25 protein-coding genes are annotated in these 20467 nt (G+C 26.1%); 2 read left to right on the forward strand and 23 right to left on the reverse strand.

The features are described 5' to 3' along the window. Positions 1 to 176: 176 nt before the first annotated feature. From LEQ07_RS12660 to LEQ07_RS12675, 4 genes are all read right to left on the reverse strand, one after another. A complete protein-coding gene (locus LEQ07_RS12660; RefSeq protein WP_263330913.1) occupies positions 177 to 353 on the reverse strand; it encodes a hypothetical protein in 177 nt (58 codons plus the stop codon). Between the two features lie 29 nt (positions 354 to 382). Further along, on the reverse strand, positions 383 to 1021 hold the full coding sequence (locus tag LEQ07_RS12665; protein WP_263330914.1) for a MerR family transcriptional regulator: 639 nt from the start codon (positions 1019 to 1021) through the stop codon (positions 383 to 385). Positions 1022 to 1286: 265 nt separating this feature from the next. Next, a complete protein-coding gene (locus tag LEQ07_RS12670; protein WP_263330915.1) occupies positions 1287 to 2636 on the reverse strand; it encodes an MATE family efflux transporter in 1350 nt (449 codons plus the stop codon). A gap of 144 nt (positions 2637 to 2780) precedes the next feature. After that, positions 2781 to 2987: a DUF378 domain-containing protein gene (locus tag LEQ07_RS12675; RefSeq protein ID WP_021431189.1), complete on the reverse strand. Its 207-nt coding sequence runs from the start codon at positions 2985 to 2987 to the stop codon at positions 2781 to 2783. Between the two features lie 498 nt (positions 2988 to 3485). On the opposite strand from LEQ07_RS12675, the gene LEQ07_RS12680 reads away from it, so the two are divergent. Further along, complete coding sequence (locus tag LEQ07_RS12680) at positions 3486 to 4058, forward strand: CPBP family intramembrane glutamic endopeptidase (RefSeq protein ID WP_263330917.1); 573 nt, start codon at positions 3486 to 3488, stop codon at positions 4056 to 4058. A 63-nt stretch (positions 4059 to 4121) separates the two neighbouring features. After that, a complete protein-coding gene (locus tag LEQ07_RS12685) occupies positions 4122 to 4460 on the forward strand; it encodes a DUF1622 domain-containing protein (protein ID WP_046822108.1) in 339 nt (112 codons plus the stop codon). A gap of 124 nt (positions 4461 to 4584) precedes the next feature. Here LEQ07_RS12685 and LEQ07_RS12690 read toward each other — a convergent pair whose 3' ends face one another. From LEQ07_RS12690 to LEQ07_RS12775, 19 genes are all read right to left on the reverse strand, one after another. After that, positions 4585 to 5562, reverse strand: a complete 978-nt coding sequence (locus tag LEQ07_RS12690) for a fibronectin type III domain-containing protein (RefSeq protein ID WP_263330918.1) — start codon at positions 5560 to 5562, stop codon at positions 4585 to 4587. Positions 5563 to 5686: 124 nt separating this feature from the next. Next, a complete protein-coding gene (locus LEQ07_RS12695) occupies positions 5687 to 6256 on the reverse strand; it encodes a DUF3472 domain-containing protein (RefSeq protein ID WP_263330919.1) in 570 nt (189 codons plus the stop codon). A 192-nt stretch (positions 6257 to 6448) separates the two neighbouring features. Then, positions 6449 to 6712 (reverse strand): EFR1 family ferrodoxin, encoded by a 264-nt coding sequence (locus LEQ07_RS23070; protein WP_442952425.1) that lies wholly within the window; start codon positions 6710 to 6712, stop codon positions 6449 to 6451. 203 nt (positions 6713 to 6915) lie between these two features. Further along, positions 6916 to 7077, reverse strand: a complete 162-nt coding sequence (locus LEQ07_RS12700; RefSeq protein ID WP_263330920.1) for a hypothetical protein — start codon at positions 7075 to 7077, stop codon at positions 6916 to 6918. Positions 7078 to 7393: 316 nt separating this feature from the next. Continuing rightward, entirely contained in the window at positions 7394 to 7675 is a 282-nt protein-coding gene (locus LEQ07_RS12705; RefSeq protein WP_263330921.1) for a MarR family winged helix-turn-helix transcriptional regulator, read from the reverse strand. 298 nt (positions 7676 to 7973) lie between these two features. Next, positions 7974 to 10082 carry an immune inhibitor A domain-containing protein gene (locus LEQ07_RS12710; RefSeq protein WP_332843175.1) on the reverse strand — a complete coding sequence of 703 codons (2109 nt, stop codon included), beginning with the start codon at positions 10080 to 10082 and terminating at the stop codon, positions 7974 to 7976. Next, positions 10052 to 10342 carry a hypothetical protein gene (locus LEQ07_RS12715; protein WP_263330923.1) on the reverse strand — a complete coding sequence of 97 codons (291 nt, stop codon included), beginning with the start codon at positions 10340 to 10342 and terminating at the stop codon, positions 10052 to 10054. Before LEQ07_RS12715 ends, LEQ07_RS12710 begins: the two co-directional genes overlap by 31 nt. Positions 10343 to 10474: 132 nt before the next feature. After that, positions 10475 to 11356, reverse strand: coding sequence for a MutS-related protein (locus tag LEQ07_RS12720; RefSeq protein WP_263330924.1), 882 nt, complete (start codon positions 11354 to 11356; stop codon positions 10475 to 10477). A 139-nt stretch (positions 11357 to 11495) separates the two neighbouring features. Further along, the gene (locus LEQ07_RS12725) at positions 11496 to 12146 is read right to left on the reverse strand and encodes a hypothetical protein (protein WP_263330925.1); all 651 of its coding nucleotides are present in this window, start codon (positions 12144 to 12146) and stop codon (positions 11496 to 11498) included. 89 nt (positions 12147 to 12235) lie between these two features. Further along, entirely contained in the window at positions 12236 to 13402 is a 1167-nt protein-coding gene (locus tag LEQ07_RS12730) for a HAMP domain-containing sensor histidine kinase (RefSeq protein WP_263330926.1), read from the reverse strand. A gap of 47 nt (positions 13403 to 13449) precedes the next feature. Continuing rightward, complete coding sequence (locus LEQ07_RS12735; RefSeq protein WP_263330927.1) at positions 13450 to 13608, reverse strand: hypothetical protein; 159 nt, start codon at positions 13606 to 13608, stop codon at positions 13450 to 13452. Between the two features lie 84 nt (positions 13609 to 13692). Beyond that, positions 13693 to 14385, reverse strand: coding sequence for a response regulator transcription factor (locus LEQ07_RS12740; RefSeq protein ID WP_263330928.1), 693 nt, complete (start codon positions 14383 to 14385; stop codon positions 13693 to 13695). A 61-nt stretch (positions 14386 to 14446) separates the two neighbouring features. After that, positions 14447 to 15151 (reverse strand): ABC transporter permease, encoded by a 705-nt coding sequence (locus tag LEQ07_RS12745; RefSeq protein ID WP_263330929.1) that lies wholly within the window; start codon positions 15149 to 15151, stop codon positions 14447 to 14449. A gap of 2 nt (positions 15152 to 15153) precedes the next feature. Continuing rightward, entirely contained in the window at positions 15154 to 15321 is a 168-nt protein-coding gene (locus tag LEQ07_RS12750; RefSeq protein ID WP_263330930.1) for a hypothetical protein, read from the reverse strand. After that, positions 15318 to 16061 carry an ABC transporter ATP-binding protein gene (locus LEQ07_RS12755; RefSeq protein WP_263330931.1) on the reverse strand — a complete coding sequence of 248 codons (744 nt, stop codon included), beginning with the start codon at positions 16059 to 16061 and terminating at the stop codon, positions 15318 to 15320. The genes LEQ07_RS12750 and LEQ07_RS12755 overlap by 4 nt, the downstream gene beginning before the upstream one ends. Positions 16062 to 16184: 123 nt before the next feature. Next, positions 16185 to 17423, reverse strand: a complete 1239-nt coding sequence (locus LEQ07_RS12760; protein WP_263330932.1) for an MFS transporter — start codon at positions 17421 to 17423, stop codon at positions 16185 to 16187. Positions 17424 to 17576: 153 nt separating this feature from the next. Continuing rightward, a complete protein-coding gene (locus LEQ07_RS12765) occupies positions 17577 to 18386 on the reverse strand; it encodes a hypothetical protein (protein WP_263330933.1) in 810 nt (269 codons plus the stop codon). Positions 18387 to 18421: 35 nt separating this feature from the next. After that, complete coding sequence (locus tag LEQ07_RS12770; RefSeq protein ID WP_263330934.1) at positions 18422 to 18943, reverse strand: hypothetical protein; 522 nt, start codon at positions 18941 to 18943, stop codon at positions 18422 to 18424. Positions 18944 to 19034: 91 nt separating this feature from the next. Beyond that, positions 19035 to 20363, reverse strand: coding sequence for an MATE family efflux transporter (locus tag LEQ07_RS12775; protein ID WP_046823374.1), 1329 nt, complete (start codon positions 20361 to 20363; stop codon positions 19035 to 19037). Between the last annotated feature and the right edge of the window lie 104 nt (positions 20364 to 20467).

Raw genomic sequence — 20467 nt, forward strand, 5'->3', positions numbered from 1 at the left:
TAAATTTAATAGTTTATAATAATATTATATACCCCCTATGGGTATTTTGAAACACTTTTTTAATAAAATTTAATTTTATATATATTTAACTAAATTTTATAGGATATTCAAATTTTTTAGTAATCATAATTTTATTAAGCATAAAAAAGCTGGTAACCTACTAGATACCAGCTTTTTTATTTCATTAATATTTCGATTTGTCCAAGTGACTTTTCTTTTCCATCTATACCAACTCTAGTCATTATATATATTTCGTGAAAATCACCTATAGTTTCAATATCATTATCTTTTATATATCTCATAATTACATCATAGTATTTACCTGAATCTCTATATGCATCATCAAAGTACATAGTTAAGTATTTGCCTTTAGGTATTTTTATTATTTTTCATCTATAAAATTTTTATTCTCACCTAAATTTATCATTACATTTTTATAAACTACATTATGATTTAACTTCATATCACTATATGAAGTTGTGAATGCAATTTCAGCATTTACATTTTCATAGTCTCTTTCTACTTCTAATAATACTTTTCTCAAAATAATTTCAAATTCATCCGTATATCTATCTTTGTAATGATATGTTTTAAAAGTTCTTTCTTCATTATATTTTATAAATACAGTGTTAAGCCCCTGATCAAGTGAAATTTTTATCTTGTTTTCAAGAGACTCAATTTTATTTTTTATATTTTCTAATTCTCTCATTTTTTCATAAATTATTTGTTTTTGATTTCCAAGTATATTAAAAATTGATTCTAAAGATGTATAATTATGTGTTACTTCCTTTATTTCTTCTAATGGCATACCCATAGCTTTGCATTGTTTTATTAAATCTATAGTACTAAAATCTTTCATAGAGTAATACCTGTATCCTGTAGTTTCATTTATGTATGAAGGTTTTAACAATTCAACTTTTTCATAATGTCTAAGAGTCTGAACCGATATATTGTTTAGTTTAGCCATTTGCCCAATAGATAAATATTTTACCATTAAATCACCTCTGCTATATTTTAGCATACTGTTAGCTTAAATCTATGAAATATATTGAATTTATATTTCATAACAACTTTATTAATTAAAATATCTCTATTTTATTATTTTCCAAAAAGCTTATTACTTCTCGTAAATTCCATTCGTTGAATCTGCTTTAAAGTTTTCAAATGTAGCTTTTCTAAAATTATATATATGTCAATTTAATCCTCCATTTAATTTTTAATAATATAATTGTTTTACCTTTTTAAAAAATAAAACCGAACCCTATAAATAGAGTCCAGTTTTTTATTTATATATTAGATGCATCACCTAAAACTATGTTTTGACTTTGATCCGATTCATTTATTACTTTAGCCGTATATCTTCTTACACTAGCCATTATATACATAACTATAAATGTTATAGATTCTGAAACTAATACACTTGACCATATTCCATTTAAACCAAATAACTTTGGTAATACAATTAAACAGATAGGTAAAAATATAATTGATCTAAATAAACAAATTAAGTTTGAAAATTTAGGTATTTCAATAGCTTGATAATAAACTAATGTGTTTAAATTTATACTTCCTATTATATAGGCTAAACATGCTATTTTTATACCATGATACCCAAGTTTTGCTATATTTGGATCAGTTGTAAATATACCAACAATGCTTCTTCCAAATACATAGCATATCAATGAAGCAGTTATACTAACAACTAATGAACACTTGCAATTAATTTCATAGAATTTTAGCATTTTTTTAGAATCTCTTCTTCCAAAATTATAACTTATCAGAGGTTGTGCTCCAAATGTTAATCCTAGTAAAACCATGTAAATGTTTGTAGTTATATAGTTTATTATACTATATGTAGATATCCCTATTTCACCCATAAAGTTTGATAACGCTATATTGTGTAAGAATACTATGATTGAAAAACTTGCTTGCCCAAAAAACGATGGAAATCCAATGTTTAAAACTTCTTTTATTGTGTCTTTATTTAAAGATGTATTTCCAAAGCTTAAATATCCTCTTTTCTTTAAGAAATGCGGAAGAAGTATAGCTACTGTAACTATTTGTCCTAAGCCTGTAGCTATTGCAGCTCCTTTAATTCCCATATCGAAAGTAAATATAAATACATAATCTAATATTACATTAGTTATAGCTCCTGCAATAGTTGAAACCATCGCAAGTTTAGGTCTATTGTCATTTCTTACAAAACTATTTAATACTATACCTACTAAGTTAGGCGTACAAAAAATAGCATAATACTTAAGGTACTCAACTGCCAAAGGTTCTAGATTATCCGTTGCTCCTAACATTCTTACAATTGGCCCTGTAAATACAATACAAACTATACTTGTTACTATACTTATAATTAATAATAACTTAAATACTTGTCTAAATATATCAACTGCTTTGTCTATATCTTCAGCACCTACATTCTTAGATACTAAAGCGCCTCCTCCAACTGCTAGCATACTTGCAATCCCAAATAAAACTACAGTAAATGGAAGAACTATATTTACAGCTGCTAATGCAGAGTCTCCAACACCTTGGCCAACAAAGATTCCATCGATAACGGTATATAATGACGATATAAACATTGCCAATGATGATGGTACTGCATATCTTAAAAATTCACTAACCATAATTTCCCTCCTATTTATTTTTCCTAAAACACATTATAAAGTCTATAGTAGGTATAGAGTCAATATCATTCATCAAACATTTTAAGTTTTCTAATAAAATAAAAAATTCACACCTTCTAGTGTGAATTTTATTTATTATAAATTCTATCTGTTTTTGTCATCCTTTAATGTAGCTAAAGTATATAAAGAGTATAATCCAGCTACCCCAACTAATGTAAATATGCTTCTACTTATCATTGAATATGTTCCTCCAAATAAATATCCTACAAGATCAAGCTCAAATAATCCTATGGAACCCCAGTTTAAAGCTCCTATAATAACTAATACTAATGAGATTTGTTTTAATAACATATTTATACACTCCTTTAATTTTTTCTTTTAGTTATTATTTCCAGTATTTTTTCAATTATTCTTTTTTTCTAATTTTAAAATCACCATTAATAAGAAAGCTTTATTCAATAATTTATGATAGTATTATTATATAGCTATTTAGGAGGTGTTTTTTATCTTTATAAGAAACGAAACTTTAGTAGACAAAGCTAAAAGTTCTAAAAAACTACCCAATTTTATTTGGGCAATAATTTTAGCTTTATTATTTCTAAATATAGGTTCAATTTTAGGGTCTATAGTTATTATTCCCTTAATTTCGTTAATAAGTAGTATTCCTCTATTTTCATCTAACCCTGATTTTTTAATGCTACTATCATCATTGCTAAGCTTTTTAGGTATATCTTTACTAGTATTTTTTAGAGTTTCAAAAATTGAAAAAGAAGTATTAGCTCAATTGGTTTTTCTAAATACAATTGGTTTAGAAAATATTCGATAGGATTTTTAATAGGACTAATTTTAATGAGTTTAGTCGTACTTGTTCTATATTTATTTGGATTTGTATCTTTAGAACAATCTCCTTCTCAGCCTGTAGGTAAATTTGCTTTATTAAACATATTTATTGTTTTAATAGGTTGGATAATTCAAGGTGGAACAGAGGAGATTTTAACTAGAGGATGGCTTATGAATATTTTAAGTGCACGCTACAATGTAAATATTGGTTTATTTATTTCATCTGTTCTTTTTAGTCTACTTCACCTATCTAACCCCAATGTTAACATAATAGCCATTTTAAATATAATACTAGTTGGATATTTATTTGGTTTATATGTAATAAAAACGAATGACCTTTGGGGTGCTTGTGGTATGCATAGTGCTTGGAATTTTGCTCAAGGTAATTTATTTGGATTTGAAGTTAGTGGGTTAAATGTTTCTATTGGAAGCTTATTTGATTTTAATTTAACTGAAAATGAGCTTCTATCTGGTGGTGTTTTTGGACCTGAAGCTGGTATTGCATCTACGCTTATATTGATAATAGGTATAGTTGCTATTCTCGTACTTGATAGAAAAGGCTTCTTTAATAAATATTTTTAATAATTATCTTAATCTCACTAATACTATTAATAACGATATTTTCTTCAATTTAGGAGGATTTTTATGCTAGAAGAACTTATGAATAAATACATTCCTATTTTAGTAAGTGTTTTTGAGTTTATGGGCGTTGTAGTTATATCTATAGGAGCATTTACAGCATTCTATTACTATATTAGGAAAGTTTTATTTAAAATAGAGGTTAGTGTAAAACACCAATTTGCTACGGCTATGGCCACAGGTCTTGAATTTAAATTAGCCGCTGAAATTTTAAAAACCGTTTTGGTTAAAACATTAGATGAACTTGTTATTTTAGGTGCTGTATTTTTACTTAGAGTTCTTATGACCTTTGTTATAGAATGGGAAATTAAACAAGATAATAATGAAAATAACATAAAAAGTTAATATTTTACTACTAATCATAATATAACTGAGCTACTTGTTTTATATTTTTGGTATTAAATATTATTGATAAGTTTTAGCTCAGTTATATTATTTTTTATTTTTAAAAATATTAATAAAATATTTATTATTTTAATCTCCATGGTTTTCCTGTCCCGTGTGAGTTTTCAGGATTATCACCTTTTGTCCAATAGTTTGCAATATATGATTTCCCATTATAAATCACTTCATCACCTTCAATATAAATTACATCTGGATACCATTTATTATCATTTAAAGCTGGACCAGAGATTAATTTCCATCCTGTAGATTGCCCTTGTCGATCTTTTGGATCTGGTTTAACTCCAGCGTTAATCCACCAATTATTTTCATAAGTGTTTCCTTCAAAAACTACTTTTGTTCCTGGAATCGAGTAGTTTATATTTTGATTCCAAGTATCCTTTGTTTCTTCACTTTTCTCTTTTGTCTTAAATGATACATACGATGGTAATGAATAGTTTCCTGATGTATCAAATGCTCTAACAATTAAAGAATAATTTGTATTAGGTATTAAATCATTTAAATCAACTGTTGTTGTAGAAGAAGAACCTATATATTTTTTATTAATATCATCCCAAACCCAGTATTTAGAAACTCCTACATTGTCAGTTGATGGCTCAAATTGTATTTGAGCTGATGTCTCTTTTATATTAATAGCTTTAACATTTTTAGGTGCTGTAGGTGCTTCAGTATCCTTTTCTTCACCTGGTTGATCATCACTATTAAGCTTAACTGTCTTTACAACTATATTATCAAATAAATCTGTTATTATTAATTTTGCATAAAGACCATTTGAACTATCTAGTGACATATATTCGTTTACTTCATAATTATATGATTTTATATTATCAATAGTTTTTATTGCTTTGCCTTCCATATAAGAATTATTATAAACTTCTATTTTGCCTTTAAATTGAGGTGTACTTTCATTCTTTAGTTTCCATGAAATATTTAATTTCCCATTTTCATATTTACCGTTTATAATATCAAAATCTAAAACGCCAATATCCGGCTTGCTTGCCTGGTTTAGTGTAAATACTTGACCACTATTAATAGATGGTTTCACATTACCCCCTGCACTAACCCAAACGTAATCAGAGTTACCCCCACCATTCCAGTTCATATTAGGATACTGGCTAGTTATTCTTTGTTTATTTAAAGAGTTCCATTCTCCATCCGAAATATTTCTACTAAAAAATTTTTAATCTAGCTTCCCTTTCTTGATATCCATTTCCAGCCCAATCCTCTTGAAACATTCCAGTACCCCAGTTAAAGTTAATATTTGCTACTGGGAAATCTAAAACAGCTATTTGTTTCCATTGTTTGCTAGATTCATCTCTTATCCATTGCCCAAATTTTGTGTGTCCATCTTCTTGCCAATTACGCATAGTCATCTTATACCAACTATTTGGTTGCCAATTATATCTTGTTTCAACTTTCATCCCTTCACCTTCACCACCAAAACGTGATGCAGACGAATTTGGAGAAAGATATTCTGCTTCGATTGGTTTTCTAATAGATATTGGATCCCAAATTGCAAAATGGGCTGTACGTCTATCAGCCTGTTGTTGGAAACCAGCATATCCACCTCCTTCTCCACCTGAATTCCAATTATGAACTGCCCAATATGTATATGGTGGATTTTTGATTGCACTCCAATCCTTAGTCATAATATCTGATGGCTTTTCATTTACAGGATTGACATACATACCTGTTGCATTTGTTGCTGCTTGAACTATGTTTGAGTTCCCAATCCCCAAAATAATAAAAGCAGTAATAATTCCAATTAAAAATAATTTTTTTTTCATAAACATTACCCCTATTGTAATAAATTTAGCTTATCTGTAATTATTAACAACATAGATTTTTTATTTGAAAATATGTTTAATTACATGCTTAAATTTATTTATCGACATAAAATTTATATAATTTATATATATTTTTATTTAATTTTATTTAATTTTCATGTATTGATTTAAATTATATTGGTCGTACTTTTTATTATTATAACTTATTGAGTGTTTAGGACAGTTGTGTATACACCTCATACAAGCCATACAATCATATCCAAATTTCACTTTTTTATTTTTATCATAACTTATATTTGCTTTAGGGCAATTATTTATGCATTTACCACATTTTATACAACTATCATCTACTGAGAAACTTTTACCTATAAATTTTGCTATTAAGTTGAATAACTTAGCAAAAAAAATCTAGTTTTAATATACTATCTGTTGGTTTATTTTTATGCTTATAATTATTGAATTTTATATTATTTAACAACTGGTCTAACTGATAGTTTGTTTGATTTAATATTTGATGAATCTCATCGTCTGTATTTTGAGGATATTTTCCAAAATAAAAATTTCTAGGCATTGTATAAGTTTCTTTACTAACAATGTTATATCCCTTTTTTTCAATTTATTTCTAATGAGTCCACTCCATGAGCATTAACTGTTCCTGCTGATGTGCAGTAAACTATGGCATTAGATTTATTTTTAGGTACATTTTTAACTACCCATTTTAAAAGTTTTTCAGGTACATTTGATGCATAATTTGGTCCTCCAATTATAAGCAAATCTACATCTGCATCAACTGTAGGGTTTTCATCTATACTATTAATTTTAACTATATGTTTTTCATTCTTTAGTTTTTAGCTAAATACTCTCCTACATATTGTGTATTTCCTGTTCCTGAAAATATAATATATTAATCTTCATATCTGCCTCCTAATATTTAAGTCCTATTTATTGCATAAGTTTTCTTTCATCTTCATCAATGTAGATAGAGTACAATCCAAAGAAGATGAATCTAATCCAGATATCATTTCATTATGAATTTTTCTCATAATTATTTCTAAATATAAAAATTCTTCAAAAGCTTTGTTTGTAAGTTCAATATTTTTTCCTTTGATCTTCTTTACTTTGATTTATAACTATAAATCCACCTTCTTTTAATTTATTCAAATTTCTACTTGTATTAGCTTTGTTGATTCCCATGAACCTCGCTAGCTCTTCTTGATTAATTTCATCATTATCTTTTAGTCTAAATAATGTCATTAATGTTAATAACTGTCCTTGTCCTAAATTTCTATCTTTTAAAGATTCATCCATTCTTGATTTTAGTTCTTTTGATATAAAATATATTAAATCTCCAAGAGGTTCATATTTTTTCATTTCTACTCCTCCATATGCCAATGTATTTATTTTAAACTCATTATAATATATATTAGTTGCGCACGCAACGTTTTTATAAAATCATTCATTTTTTTTATTTTTTCTATGATTTTCACAGATGAGCTATAACGGAAGGTGATAATTCTGTTGAAAAAATAAAACTTCTTGCTTTATTTGCCCAAAATGTAGTAATTCAACTTTATAAATTTACCTTTATTTTTAAATTTTATCTATAAAAATATGCCCCCTCATAGAAACAGTTTTTATTATTTTAACTGTCTACTATAAAGGGAGCATATCAGTACTTGATATAAGGGGTATTTATTTTATTTTTACTTATATTAATTTTAGCACTACTATTATCTTTTGCTTGATGTAATATTTTTATCTCCATTCCTAACTTCGGAACCTTAACACCTAATTCTGGAGCTGCTTGATTAGTAAAATCTTTATTATCGCTAAACTTAGGATTTGAAGATGAATATTTGTCTATAGCTACTCTTCCATATGATGCTCCTGCATCTATAGAAAATTTACTCCCTTTTTTAGAACTAAATGCTGCATCATGCATTTGATATTTATTACTAGCTATTGATGATTCAGTTTCTTTATCATAAAAATGCCAAGGTATATTTGTTTGATCTGCATCTACAACTGATAAATATCCACCTCCAGGATGTACTCCAGTCCAGTTTTCAGTATAATATTCATTTACATACCATACAACCATACCTGGGTCATATCCATATATCTGCCCAAATGAGTTTATTCCAGCTAAACCTTTATCTACGCCTTCATGATTTCTCCATTCTATTAAGTAATAGTTTTTAGAATAAATCTTACCTTTATCAATGTTAAATCCATTCAGTTCGAATTTAGATACTTCTTCTGCATTATCAAAGAATAATTCATTGTTATCATCAAATATTCTTATATCATCTACATAAAATCCACTTCCAAAAGTATATTTGTCTGTATGATATTCAAATTTTATTTCTACATCTTTCCCTTTGTAATGGCTTAAATCAAATATAGCATCTACCCATCCATCAGATTTCCCTGTTATTCCATTTGGAATGACTATCTCCGCTCCTGGATCATGGTCTTTAGTAGTTATATTACCTTGTATATAATTCCAATCTTGACTGCCCTTTTCTCTAACCTGTATACTTGCAAAATCCCATCCTTTTTCTATATCGTATAAAGTTTTAAATTTTAACTGTGGGTTATTAGTATTATTTAAATTAATTTCTGCTGTCATGGAGCTTTTCAATGACTCTCCATCTTTTCCTTTTCCACCCCAATACACATTTTCACCACTAAATGGTTTAACTATTTCTGTTTCTAAATCAGGTAAATTTACTTTTACTGTTTGACCAGTTTCACTTGCTTGCTTCAAATCCAATGTCAAACCTTTTTGTGTTAAGTCTTTATAATCTATCTCTGTTGATTTTTGCCAATTTCCACCGTATTTAATTTGCATAAGTTGTTTGCTATATGGACTTATCCCTGTAGGCTCCGTTCCTGGTACTTTTCCTGCCCAACTTCCAGATGACATCAAAGACCAATTTGATATAGGTTCACTATAACTACTCGAATACTGAGTGTCATACTCATCTGGCATACCTAAGTCATGCCCAAACTCATGAGAAAATACTCCACCAGCTCCATCTTCTGGATTTATAGTATAGTCATACGCTAGAAATTTTCCTGTTGAACTATTTTCACTTTGTGTTCCTTCTATTTGATAAATTCCTCCTAAATTCCATCTATGGGACCATATTGCATCACTTCCAAGACTTCCTCCTCCAGCTTCTTGCCCCATACCTGCATGTATAAACATCAAATAATCAATCATTCCATCTGGTTCATTGTAGTTACCATCTCCGTCTAAATCATATCTATCTATTTTATCAAAATCACTTAAATTTATGTTTTTATCTTTACCTAACTCTATTAATCCATCTTTTATTAATTGTCTTGCATTTATGTCATTATTAGAACCTTCCTGAGCTCCATAAGATGCTGCACTTCCTGGTACAGTATACCAATCCGTTACTTCTCCATTTATTTTTAAAGTCCCCCCTGATTGTTGCTCATAATATTGCTTCATTGACACTAAATTTTCACCATTAGGTCCTTTATATCCATTTTCGCCAAACAACATATCTTCAAAATGATCTCTTCCATAGTTTTCATAATACATATTTGATTCATCTGGCTTTATCTCACTATGTTTATAATCATCGAATTCAACCAAAACAGTCAAAACATTTACCTCTGTAACTTCATTACTATTCTTTACCTGGTACTGATTTTGGCTATGTTTTTTTATATTCTTTTTTTCTTTTAATTTAAATTCATTTTCTTGTTTAGTTATATGTTGAATTTTATTATTTTTGCTAATTCATTCATGTAGGTTCTAAAAGCTCTATTTGATTCTTCAAAGCTTGCACTTTTATCTATTTTACCTTCTTCTTTTAACATTTCTATTATTTTTTCTTCATTAGCTATAGATAAATCTACCGGTCCTCCGTTATTATCATTAATACTTCTATGTGACATGTGTATATTTTGTTTTTCATTATTTAATGCATTTACTGAAGTCAATGAACCTGCTAATAACCCTAATGTCATAACTAAAGATATTACCCTCTTTGAGTGCATAAAATTCCCCCTAAATATTATTTTCTACATACTATGGAATATAACGTCCCAATTCTAATATATAATTTAATTTTTATATAAATTTAATCTGTTGTATAAAAAAAAACACCTTATTATTTAATAAGGTGTTTGCTATTTCCATTTACCAGTATCCAAGAATTTTTTAGCTCTATAATTAGCGTTTTCTACTAAATTTTTATCGTAACCCATAAATTCTAATAACTTTATAGCATTTCTAGTTCGTGTCCTTCCACCATGAAGCTTATAATCAAATTTTATATCATTATCAGTTATAGACTCTTCAAAATGATAGTTTTCAAATATATCATCAAGCATATATGTAAGTTCTACATCATGTGTAGCCGCAAAACATAATGCATTTTCATTGCCTATGTTTTTTAAAACCTCACAAGAAGACGCTATTCTTTCAACTGTATTTGTCCCCCTTAAAATCTCATCTACAAAGCATAAGCATGGAATACTATTATGTACTTGATCTAATATCCTCTTAAGAGATTTAATTTCCACTATATAATAACTTTCACTACTGTGTATATCATCTTTTAATGCCATAGAAGTATATATATTAAAATATGAAGATTTATATTCTTTAGCAAAACAAGTATATATAGTTTGTGCCATTATAGCATTTATTGCTATAGTTTTTATAAATGTAGATTTTCCAGAAGCGTTAGATCCAGTGATTAGTACCCCTTTTGAAAAATTACCATTGTTCAAAACTGGATTTTTTACAAGTGGATGATATATATCTTTAAACTCTATAGTATTATCTTCTTTTTTTTCTGAAATTTTTAAATACGGTTTTGTATAGAAATCTAAACTCTCCCTAAATGAAGCTGTAGCAATCAATGCATCTATAGTTCCTATATATTCATATACATGTTTTAATTCCTCTTTATTTTTTATTATTGTATTTTTAACTTTTTCATAAGTTATTAATTCCCTTAAAAATACTAAATTTGCGTATTCTGTAAATATATCCATATCACTCATTATACTTTTTTCTTGAATTCCTACACGTTTTCTTTTAATATTTTTTAATTTCTTTAAACTTGCGTCTATAGAATTTATGTTTTCATCTATTTCATAAATATTTTTTCTTTTATCTTATTTGCTGCATTAATCAATTTTATCATATACTTAAATCCGTCTGCATCGTAGTTTTTAACCTTATTTTTTGACTTATAAATACATTTAAAACTACAAAGCCTACAGTTAGTATTATACATATTGGATTTAAAAATAATAGTAATAAACTAATTGCTGGTAACCATGCTAATAATCTAAATTTTAGTAGTTTGCTTTTACTATTATCTTCTTTATTAAATAAGCAATTTGTTATGTAAACTTCATTGCTTTTTCCTAGCTTTCCTAAAATAAACTGTATCTCGTATCTTTCTTTTTCATTATTCTTGAAATATTCTATAACTTTATCACGTTTTGTTAGAATTTTTTGATTGTATAATGGCGTTCTTAACATATCATATAATACTTCTTGTCCAGCTGTAGATTGTGTATTATTTATTTTTTTAAAAACATCATCCATATTTAAATCATTCCAAGTTATATCATCAATTACGTTTTTTCCATTTTTGTTTCTAAAGTAACTGGATACATTTTTCATCTTTATCATAACTTCGTCTAAATTAATAGTTTTTCCATAGTTATTTATTATATTAAGTTTTATATATTTTAATTTTTTTCTATTTTCAACAATCGAAAAAGTTATTCCAACCAACAATATAACTACTAAACCTACCAATACTTTCCAAATTTCTATCATTAACTCTCCTTTTTTTATACTGATTTAATTATATTATATATTAATACGTCACTAAAAAATAGAATATCTTGGTATATATAAATATATTTTTATATTCTATCTAACCTTATAGAAAACTTTGTTCCTATATCTTTCTCGCTATATAATTTTAATTCTCCATTATGAAGTTCAATAATTTTTTTAGTTATAGCAAGCCCCAATCCACTTCCTCCATCTGTTTTACGCGCTTTGTCAGCTCTTACAAATTCTTCAAATATATTTTCTATGACATCTTCTGAAATTCCACATCCATTGTCCGCTATAATTATATCTACATATTTATCACCCTTTATTAAATCTACAGTGATAGTTGTTCCACACTCATTATATTTTATTGCATTTATAATTACATTTCCTAAAGCTCTTTCCAATGCTTTAGTATCTATAATAGAATATATACTTTCCTCAGGTATATTTACTTCAATTAAAAAACCTTGTTCTTCTATGTCTATATAATATAAAGCTATCAATTCTCTTAAAAATTCACTTATATCATGTTTTTCTAAATTTAGCTTATAACCTGGGCTATCTAATTTTGAAAAAATAAACAATTCATCAACTAAATAATTAATTCTTTTAGTCTTATTGTAAATATAATCTAGATATATATTTTTCTCATCTTCATTTATTACTAATCCTTCTGATATTGCCTTAGAATATCCTAATATTGAAGTTATAGGTGTTTTTAAATCATGAGATATATCCCTTATGATTTTCTTTTTACTGTCTTCAGCTATTTTTCTTTCTATCTCAGATTTTTCAAGCTTATCAACAGTGCTATTAAATGATTCTTTTATTTTATTAAATTCTCTATATGAATTGAACTTAACACTTACATTTGAATATCCTTCACTCATTTTTTTTATTTCATTTTCCAAAATTTTAAGTGGTCTAGATATTTTTTTTATTGATATTATAGATAATACTACAAACATTAAAAATACTATAAGTATTGTTAAAAACAAATTTAAAAAAATATATATTTTAGCTTTATTACTTCCATACATTTCATGTAAAAGCTTATAACTATAATCTGGTATCTTTACAACATATAATTTATCGTCTTGCTTATATGCTCTTGCTTCATACTTATAGTTTATATTTTTTTTGTTTATAGAATCTTCAATTGAATAAAACTTCGTTTTATCTTTTTTTACCCCTATTACATTTACTACTTTCCCATTTTTAACTTCTTCTATCCATCCCCCCTCATTCAATACCTTTTTAATATTTATATCATTGTAATTTTCCTTAAATAAATAGTTTATATTACTTTTTTAACTTCTAAATCTTTACTATTTGCAACAGTTCTTATTCCAAATAAAAGCAAATAAAGAAATATTATTATACCAATTATAAATATAAAGGTTGCTAATATTGAATTTACTATAAATATAGTATATAAACTTTTTCCTTTTCTCAAAACAATATTTCCTTTCAAGTTTTTTAATTATTATTACTAAGGTTTCAATTCTAATTCCATATTTTCAGTTAATATTTTTAATTTTTATTTACTTTCAAATTTATATCCTATCCCTCTTATAGTTTTTATATATTTAGGTTCTTTGCTACTATCTTCAATTTTATCCCTTATCTTACTTATTTGAACCATTATAGCATTATCCTCGGCTATGTAAACTTCATCCCACACAGATTCAAATAAATTTTTTTTTGTAAAAACTTTGCCTGGATTTTTCATGAATAATTCAACTATTTTTAATTCTGTTGATGTAAGTTGTATTTCTTTATCATGTTTTGTTAACTTGAAAGCTTCTAAATCTAATTTTAAATCTCCAATTTCTATTACTTTTTCTTCAATTTCAGGTGCATTCGAATATCCATAAACTCTTCTTATTTGTGCATTAACTCTAGCTAATAATTCTAATGGATCAAATGGTTTTGTAACATAATCGTCCGCTCCCATATCTAAAGCTAATATTTTATCGTATCCTTCAACTTTTGCTGAAATAACTATTATTGGTATATTTAACTTAGTTCTTATATTTTGAATTAATGAATATCCATTTAAATTCGGCATCATTATATCCACTATAGCTAAATTAACATCATTTTTATCTATAAAATTAATAGCTTCAATGCCATCATAAGCCTTAAATATTTTGTAATCATTATTTCTAAAATAAAGTTCTATTAATTCTACTATTTCTTTTTCATCATCCACAACTAAAATATTATACATTAAGACCTCCTGAAATATATAAGTCATGACACTATATTTTTTAATTTATATATAGATTATCTTATCTCCTTATTTTGAAAATATAACTTGAAATTACCATTCCTAATACAAAGTAAACTAAACTTATTATAATATTATTAACAATATTGCTATTCATATCTATAATATTTTTTAATATATAAGTTATGCTGTATGGTTTCAATTTACTAAAGTACGAACATAATATATCAAATCCAATTATTATAAAAATACCAAATGATATAGTGTGTCTTGAACTATTTATTAAAAGAGCTGGTATAAATAAAATTGAAATTAATCCTATTATAGGTATTAATGTAACTGAATATTTATAAATTATATCTATAATCATATCTAATTTTGGAACTTGGGTTAGTAACGAAGCAGCTATAAAACTTATTATTATTTGAATTATTATAGTAATCAACACGTTTATACATATAAAAATTAGTTTACTTATTAGAACTTCATTTCTACTTATAGGATTTATAAGATATATTTTCATTCCACCATTGTTAAACTCTTCAGTTATAATTTTAGAAATTAAAATTATAATAAATGTAGGTATTATGCTTATTGTAGATTTAAAAAACATTAACATTATTTCTGATTCATTTAAAAATACATCCTTATATATTTTTGTAATTGCAAAATAAGTAATTGCTGTTGATGCTAGTATTAAAATGTTAGCCAATATCAACGCCCATTTTTTATTAGTTATAAATTCATTTTTTATTATACTACTCATCGTTAATTCCCTCCTGTCACTTCTATAAATATATCCTCTAAAGACTTATTGCTTACTGATACTTCATATATAGGTATGTTTTTGTTTACAAGTTCTTTTATTACTAATGCTATACTAGACTCATTCGCCTGAACAATTATTCCATTTTTTTCTATTTTATTTACTTTCACATATTTTTTTCATTTAAAACTTTAGCTGCTTCTCCTATACCTGTAGTTTTTATGAAAAATAAATCTTTTTTAGTAGTTATACTTTTTATATCAGACTCTAAAATCTGCTTTCCATTTTTTATAATTATGACTTTATTACAAATCATCTCTATTTCATGTAGAACATGTGAAGATATTATAATAGTTTTTTTATGCTTAATCGCCAACTCATTTATTAATTTTCTCATTTCTATAACACCTTTTGGATCCAATCCATTTGTAGGCTCATCTAATAATATTATTTTAGGATTTTTTATAAGTGCCATAGCAATACCTAGCCTTTGTTTCATTCCTAAAGAATAATTTTTAACTTTTTCATTATCTCTGCCTTTAAGACCTACTATTTCTAATGCTTCATAAATTTCGTAGCTACCAGAGTATGTATCACTAAAGTTTTTTACTATTTTTAAATTTTCATATGCAGTTAAATCAAGGTATATTGCTGGGCTTTCTATGATAGCAGCTACATTTTTTATAGCATCTTTAAACTTTTTATCTATATCATATCCATCAATATAAACTTTTCCTCCATCTTTTTTAATTAAATTTAATATCATCTTCATTGTAGTGCTTTTACCTGCTCCATTTGGACCTAAAAATCCAAATATATCACCTTGATTTACAGTAAAGCTTAAGTTGTCTACAACTACCTTATCACCTCTTTTTTTAGTCAGGTTTTCAACTTTTAAAATTTCATTCATATTTATCACCTCTTTATTTAATTTGATAATATAATCTTAAGCTTGTAACCTTTCTAAAATCTTTCTACATTATTTAATATTTTTAAATTTTTAAAATTTAAAAAACTAGCTTTCCAGCTAGTTTTATTTATTACTTGTAATATTTAAGCATTGTATATTCTTTTTTGTTTTAAGTTCATTCTTATATATATAGCTAAATAAAATGACTGCTACTAGATAAAATACAACTGTAAAATAATAAGGAATCGTGTAAGAAATAGTTTCCATCAGAAAACCACCAATTGCAATTCCTATAGCTCTACTAATATTACTAGATAAGGCTATTAAACTACTCATATTGGTTCTTTCACTTTCATGCACAATTTCCATAGATAAATTTTGAATAAGTGGCATAGCCATATTCATAAGTCCATTTCTCATAAAAAATGCAATAGTTATAATAAATATTCCTTGTGGAAAAGCAATTGATAGTAAAAATGGAATAGATAATAATTGACAGATTATAACTGATTTTACTTTTCCAAACTTATTTGACATAAACGGTATAATCATTCCCCCTATTATACACCCAAATTGTGATATTGAAAGTATAGTACCAACAATATTATCTGATATATCCATAGAATATTTTAAGTATACGCTGAAAAATGGTACAATTATTCCAGCCCCTATTCCTATTAGGAATTGATAAACCATGAAACTTACAACTTTTTTATTTAATATTGATGCATATCCTTTTAAACAATCTTTTAAGTTTCTATGTTTTTCATATTCAGGTTCTTTCATGAAAAATATAGGGATCAATGCCAAAATAACCAATATAGACGTTATTATAAATATATACTTTATAGAATCACTTGATGTAAAATAATTATCTAGATAAGATGACATAATTCCTCCTAAAAAAGAAGCTCCCATCATGCCTATATTGGACATTATAAAATTTGTACTAAAAACTGATACTCGTTCTTCTTCAGATGTATTTTCAAGTATATACATGCCTTCTGAAGTAGTTTTTATACTCATCCCAAAACCATTTATAATTGCCATAATTAATATTAAGTTCGAATCATTAAAAAAAACTATAAAAATAGAACCTATTGCTATACATATAAAACCTAAATTAAAACTTTTTTTCCTCCCTATTCTTTCAATTAAGTACGCACTAAAAATAGAACCTATCGCTATAGAAAACGTATTAATTGAAAGTACGCTTCCTACAAACTGTTCTTTATAACCAATTTCTTTTAAATATATACCCACAAACATATTAAAAATTCCCATAGCAAAAGAAGCTATAAGATTTATAGTAAGAAATAATTTTATATTCTTACTTAGCTTTATCTTACAACTATTTTTCATTATATCCCCTCTTCTCATAACCTTATTGTCTTTTCACTATAAGTGTATTTCTTTTTTAAATTTTTTCAATATTCTTTCAATATTCTTTCAATAGTTTATTATAATAAAACGACTTGGTCTAATTATGTAGTTAAACCAAGCCGTTTTATTGTTTTAATCTCGTATTACATCTTTTATCTTTTTATTTAAAATTTCCCTATACTTACCACTCTTATATTTATACTCTTTAAATGAATCTACATTTCTACATATATCATTTATTACTTTTTTAGTTATATTATTTATACTATCTAAATTTTCCTCATATAAAATTTCTATAGAATCTATTTCTATTAAAGTTTCTACAACTTCCATATATATATCTTTTAATACGTGTTTACTGTCACTTTCAAAAGCTAATTCTAATTTTGCTTGATATTTTATAGGAACTACCTTTTCTTTTATAAATAAAATAAAGTTTTCAAAATCCTTTTTATTGTTAAGAGGCTCAACTTCAAATAAAATTCTAAAGAATAAATTCCATATAAATTCGCAATTTAATTTTGATATAATGAAGTTTCCTAGTCTTTCACAGAACTCATCCTCAAACTCTGGTAGCTTTCCAAATCTAATTCTTGAATTGAAGTCTATATCTTTTTTAGAAATTTCATTTATCCTTTTAAGTCCTTTTATTGTAGTATCTTCACTTATATCCATTCCATCTTTTTCTTTATTAAAAGAATAATTGATTATTGTTTCACATGGCTTTTTAAAATCTACTATAAAACCTATGTCAGCTTCCATTTTTTCTGCAAATGTATCGTAAGCAATCTTCGCTAAAAACTTTTCCATAGACTTTCTTTTGCTATCTTTGTCTTTATTATTTCCGCTGAAGTTTTTATAAACAGATAATAATTGGTTATCTATAAGTGTTAAATTTGTCTTTATAGATGCAAATACATCACTTAAAAACTTATCCATCATAACATATGCATTATTCTTATAAATAACATTATGCTCTATTTCACTCCAAAAATATTAACCATAGATTTTATCTGGATTTCAAAATTTATTTTATTATCTCCATATAAAAACAATCCATCTATTCTGTATATTTCAAACCCATTTTTTTGCTTTCTTGGTTGGTCTTTGTCTAATCTAATTCTTATATTTTCATTTTCTTCGTTATAGTAATATATATGATCTTCAGTTATATTGAAATATGATTTTAAAAGTTTATATATATTTCTTTCTTCTTCTATGAACCTACACTCTAATCTTACTCCAATTAAATCTGATAAATTATGTATTAACATTTTAGGTGTTTTATATTTATTTAAATATTTATTTCTTATAATTTTCTCTCTTAAACTATATTCACTCTTTACTCTTGAATTCACATTTAAATATTCTTGTTCGTTAATATTTAATATGCCTTCAAAATATTTTACTAGTTCTTCTGATAACATGTTAAGCGTCGGTGTTATATCATTTAACAATTCTACTGCTTCATCAATGTATTCAAATTCTCTCAAACTCATAATAAGTTCTCCTTGGCGTCTTTTTTATATAACTAAATTTTACACAAAAACTCAAATTTAAGCAAATAACGAAATTGTAATTTTATTTTAGTTATTGATTTCTATACGCCCTAGTGCCTTTTCTAAAGTAAAAAGTAATAGAGAAAAATATAGTTAATAACTCAGCAATAGGTATTGCTAACCATATCCCATTTAACCCTATAAATTTAGGTAATATAGTAATTGTCACCACTACAAATACTAATGATCTAAGCACAGATATTATTGCTGATATCTGACCATCACCTATAGCAGTAAAGTAACCTGACATAAAAATATTTGTTCCTATTATTAAAAATCCATATGAAAATAATTTTATACCTGATGTAGCAATAGTATAAACTTCTAAATCATTAGTAAATATAGATATTATATACTTACCTCCAATTATAGAAATTAAAAATATAACTATAGAACTCCATCCAATGGTTACAAAACTATGTTTTAAACTTTCTTTTATTTTTTCTTTATTTTCAGCTCCAAAATTATAACTAATCATAGGTCCTATCCCAACTGCAATTCCAAAATATACAGCTATAAAAAAGTAATAGATATATATTATTATCGACATTGCAGCAACTCCATTTTCTCCACTAAAAGTTAATATATTTTTGTTAAATAAAAAAGTAGTTATTCCTGTTGATAATTCTGTAAACATTTCTGAACTACCATTGTAACAAGAATTAAATAATTCTTTAAAATTAACTTTTGGTTTTGTAAATTCTAAATTTGAATTTTCACCTTTGAAATATAATATTCCTATTATTCCTGAAATAGTTATAGCAATATATGTTCCTAATCCAGCGCCTAAAATTCCCATATCAAAAACTACTATAAATAAAAAATCAAAAACTATATTTAAAACTAATCCTAGTGAAGACATTAAAAGAGACACTTTAGGGCTACCATCTACCCTAGCATAGTATTCAAAGTATAACTTTAACATCATCGGAATAGTCATAAGTACAGTTACAACCCCATATGATTTTGCATATGGATATAATATATCAGTTGTTCCTAAGAATCTAAGTATAGGATCTAAAAATATTACTCCCAAAATAGTAAGTACTACTCCTATAGAAATTAAAACTACTGTTACAAATGAAAATAACTCATTAGCTCCTTTTATGTTTTTTTCCCCAAGCTTTATACCAACTAAAGCTCCAGATCCCGTAGCTAGCATAACTGCAATACCAAATACTACACAAGTTATAGGTATTATAATATTTATTGATGCCAGTGCATCTGAGTTTACATATCTCGATACGAAAAATCCATCTATAGTAGTATAAAATGATAGAAATATCATTGTTATGATAGATGGAAATACATATCTTAAAAACTCCTTGTAATTTTGTTTTTTCATAAATACTTCTTCCATTTTTTCACCTCTAAATTTTTAAATAATTGATATTACTTGACATTATTAATTGTGAAGGATATAGTAACTATATTGTCAATGAAATTTTTAAAATAAAATTTGAG

Origin of the sequence: Paraclostridium sp. AKS73 (assembly GCF_025671395.1) — a bacterium.
Lineage (GTDB): Bacteria > Bacillota > Clostridia > Peptostreptococcales > Peptostreptococcaceae > Paraclostridium > Paraclostridium benzoelyticum.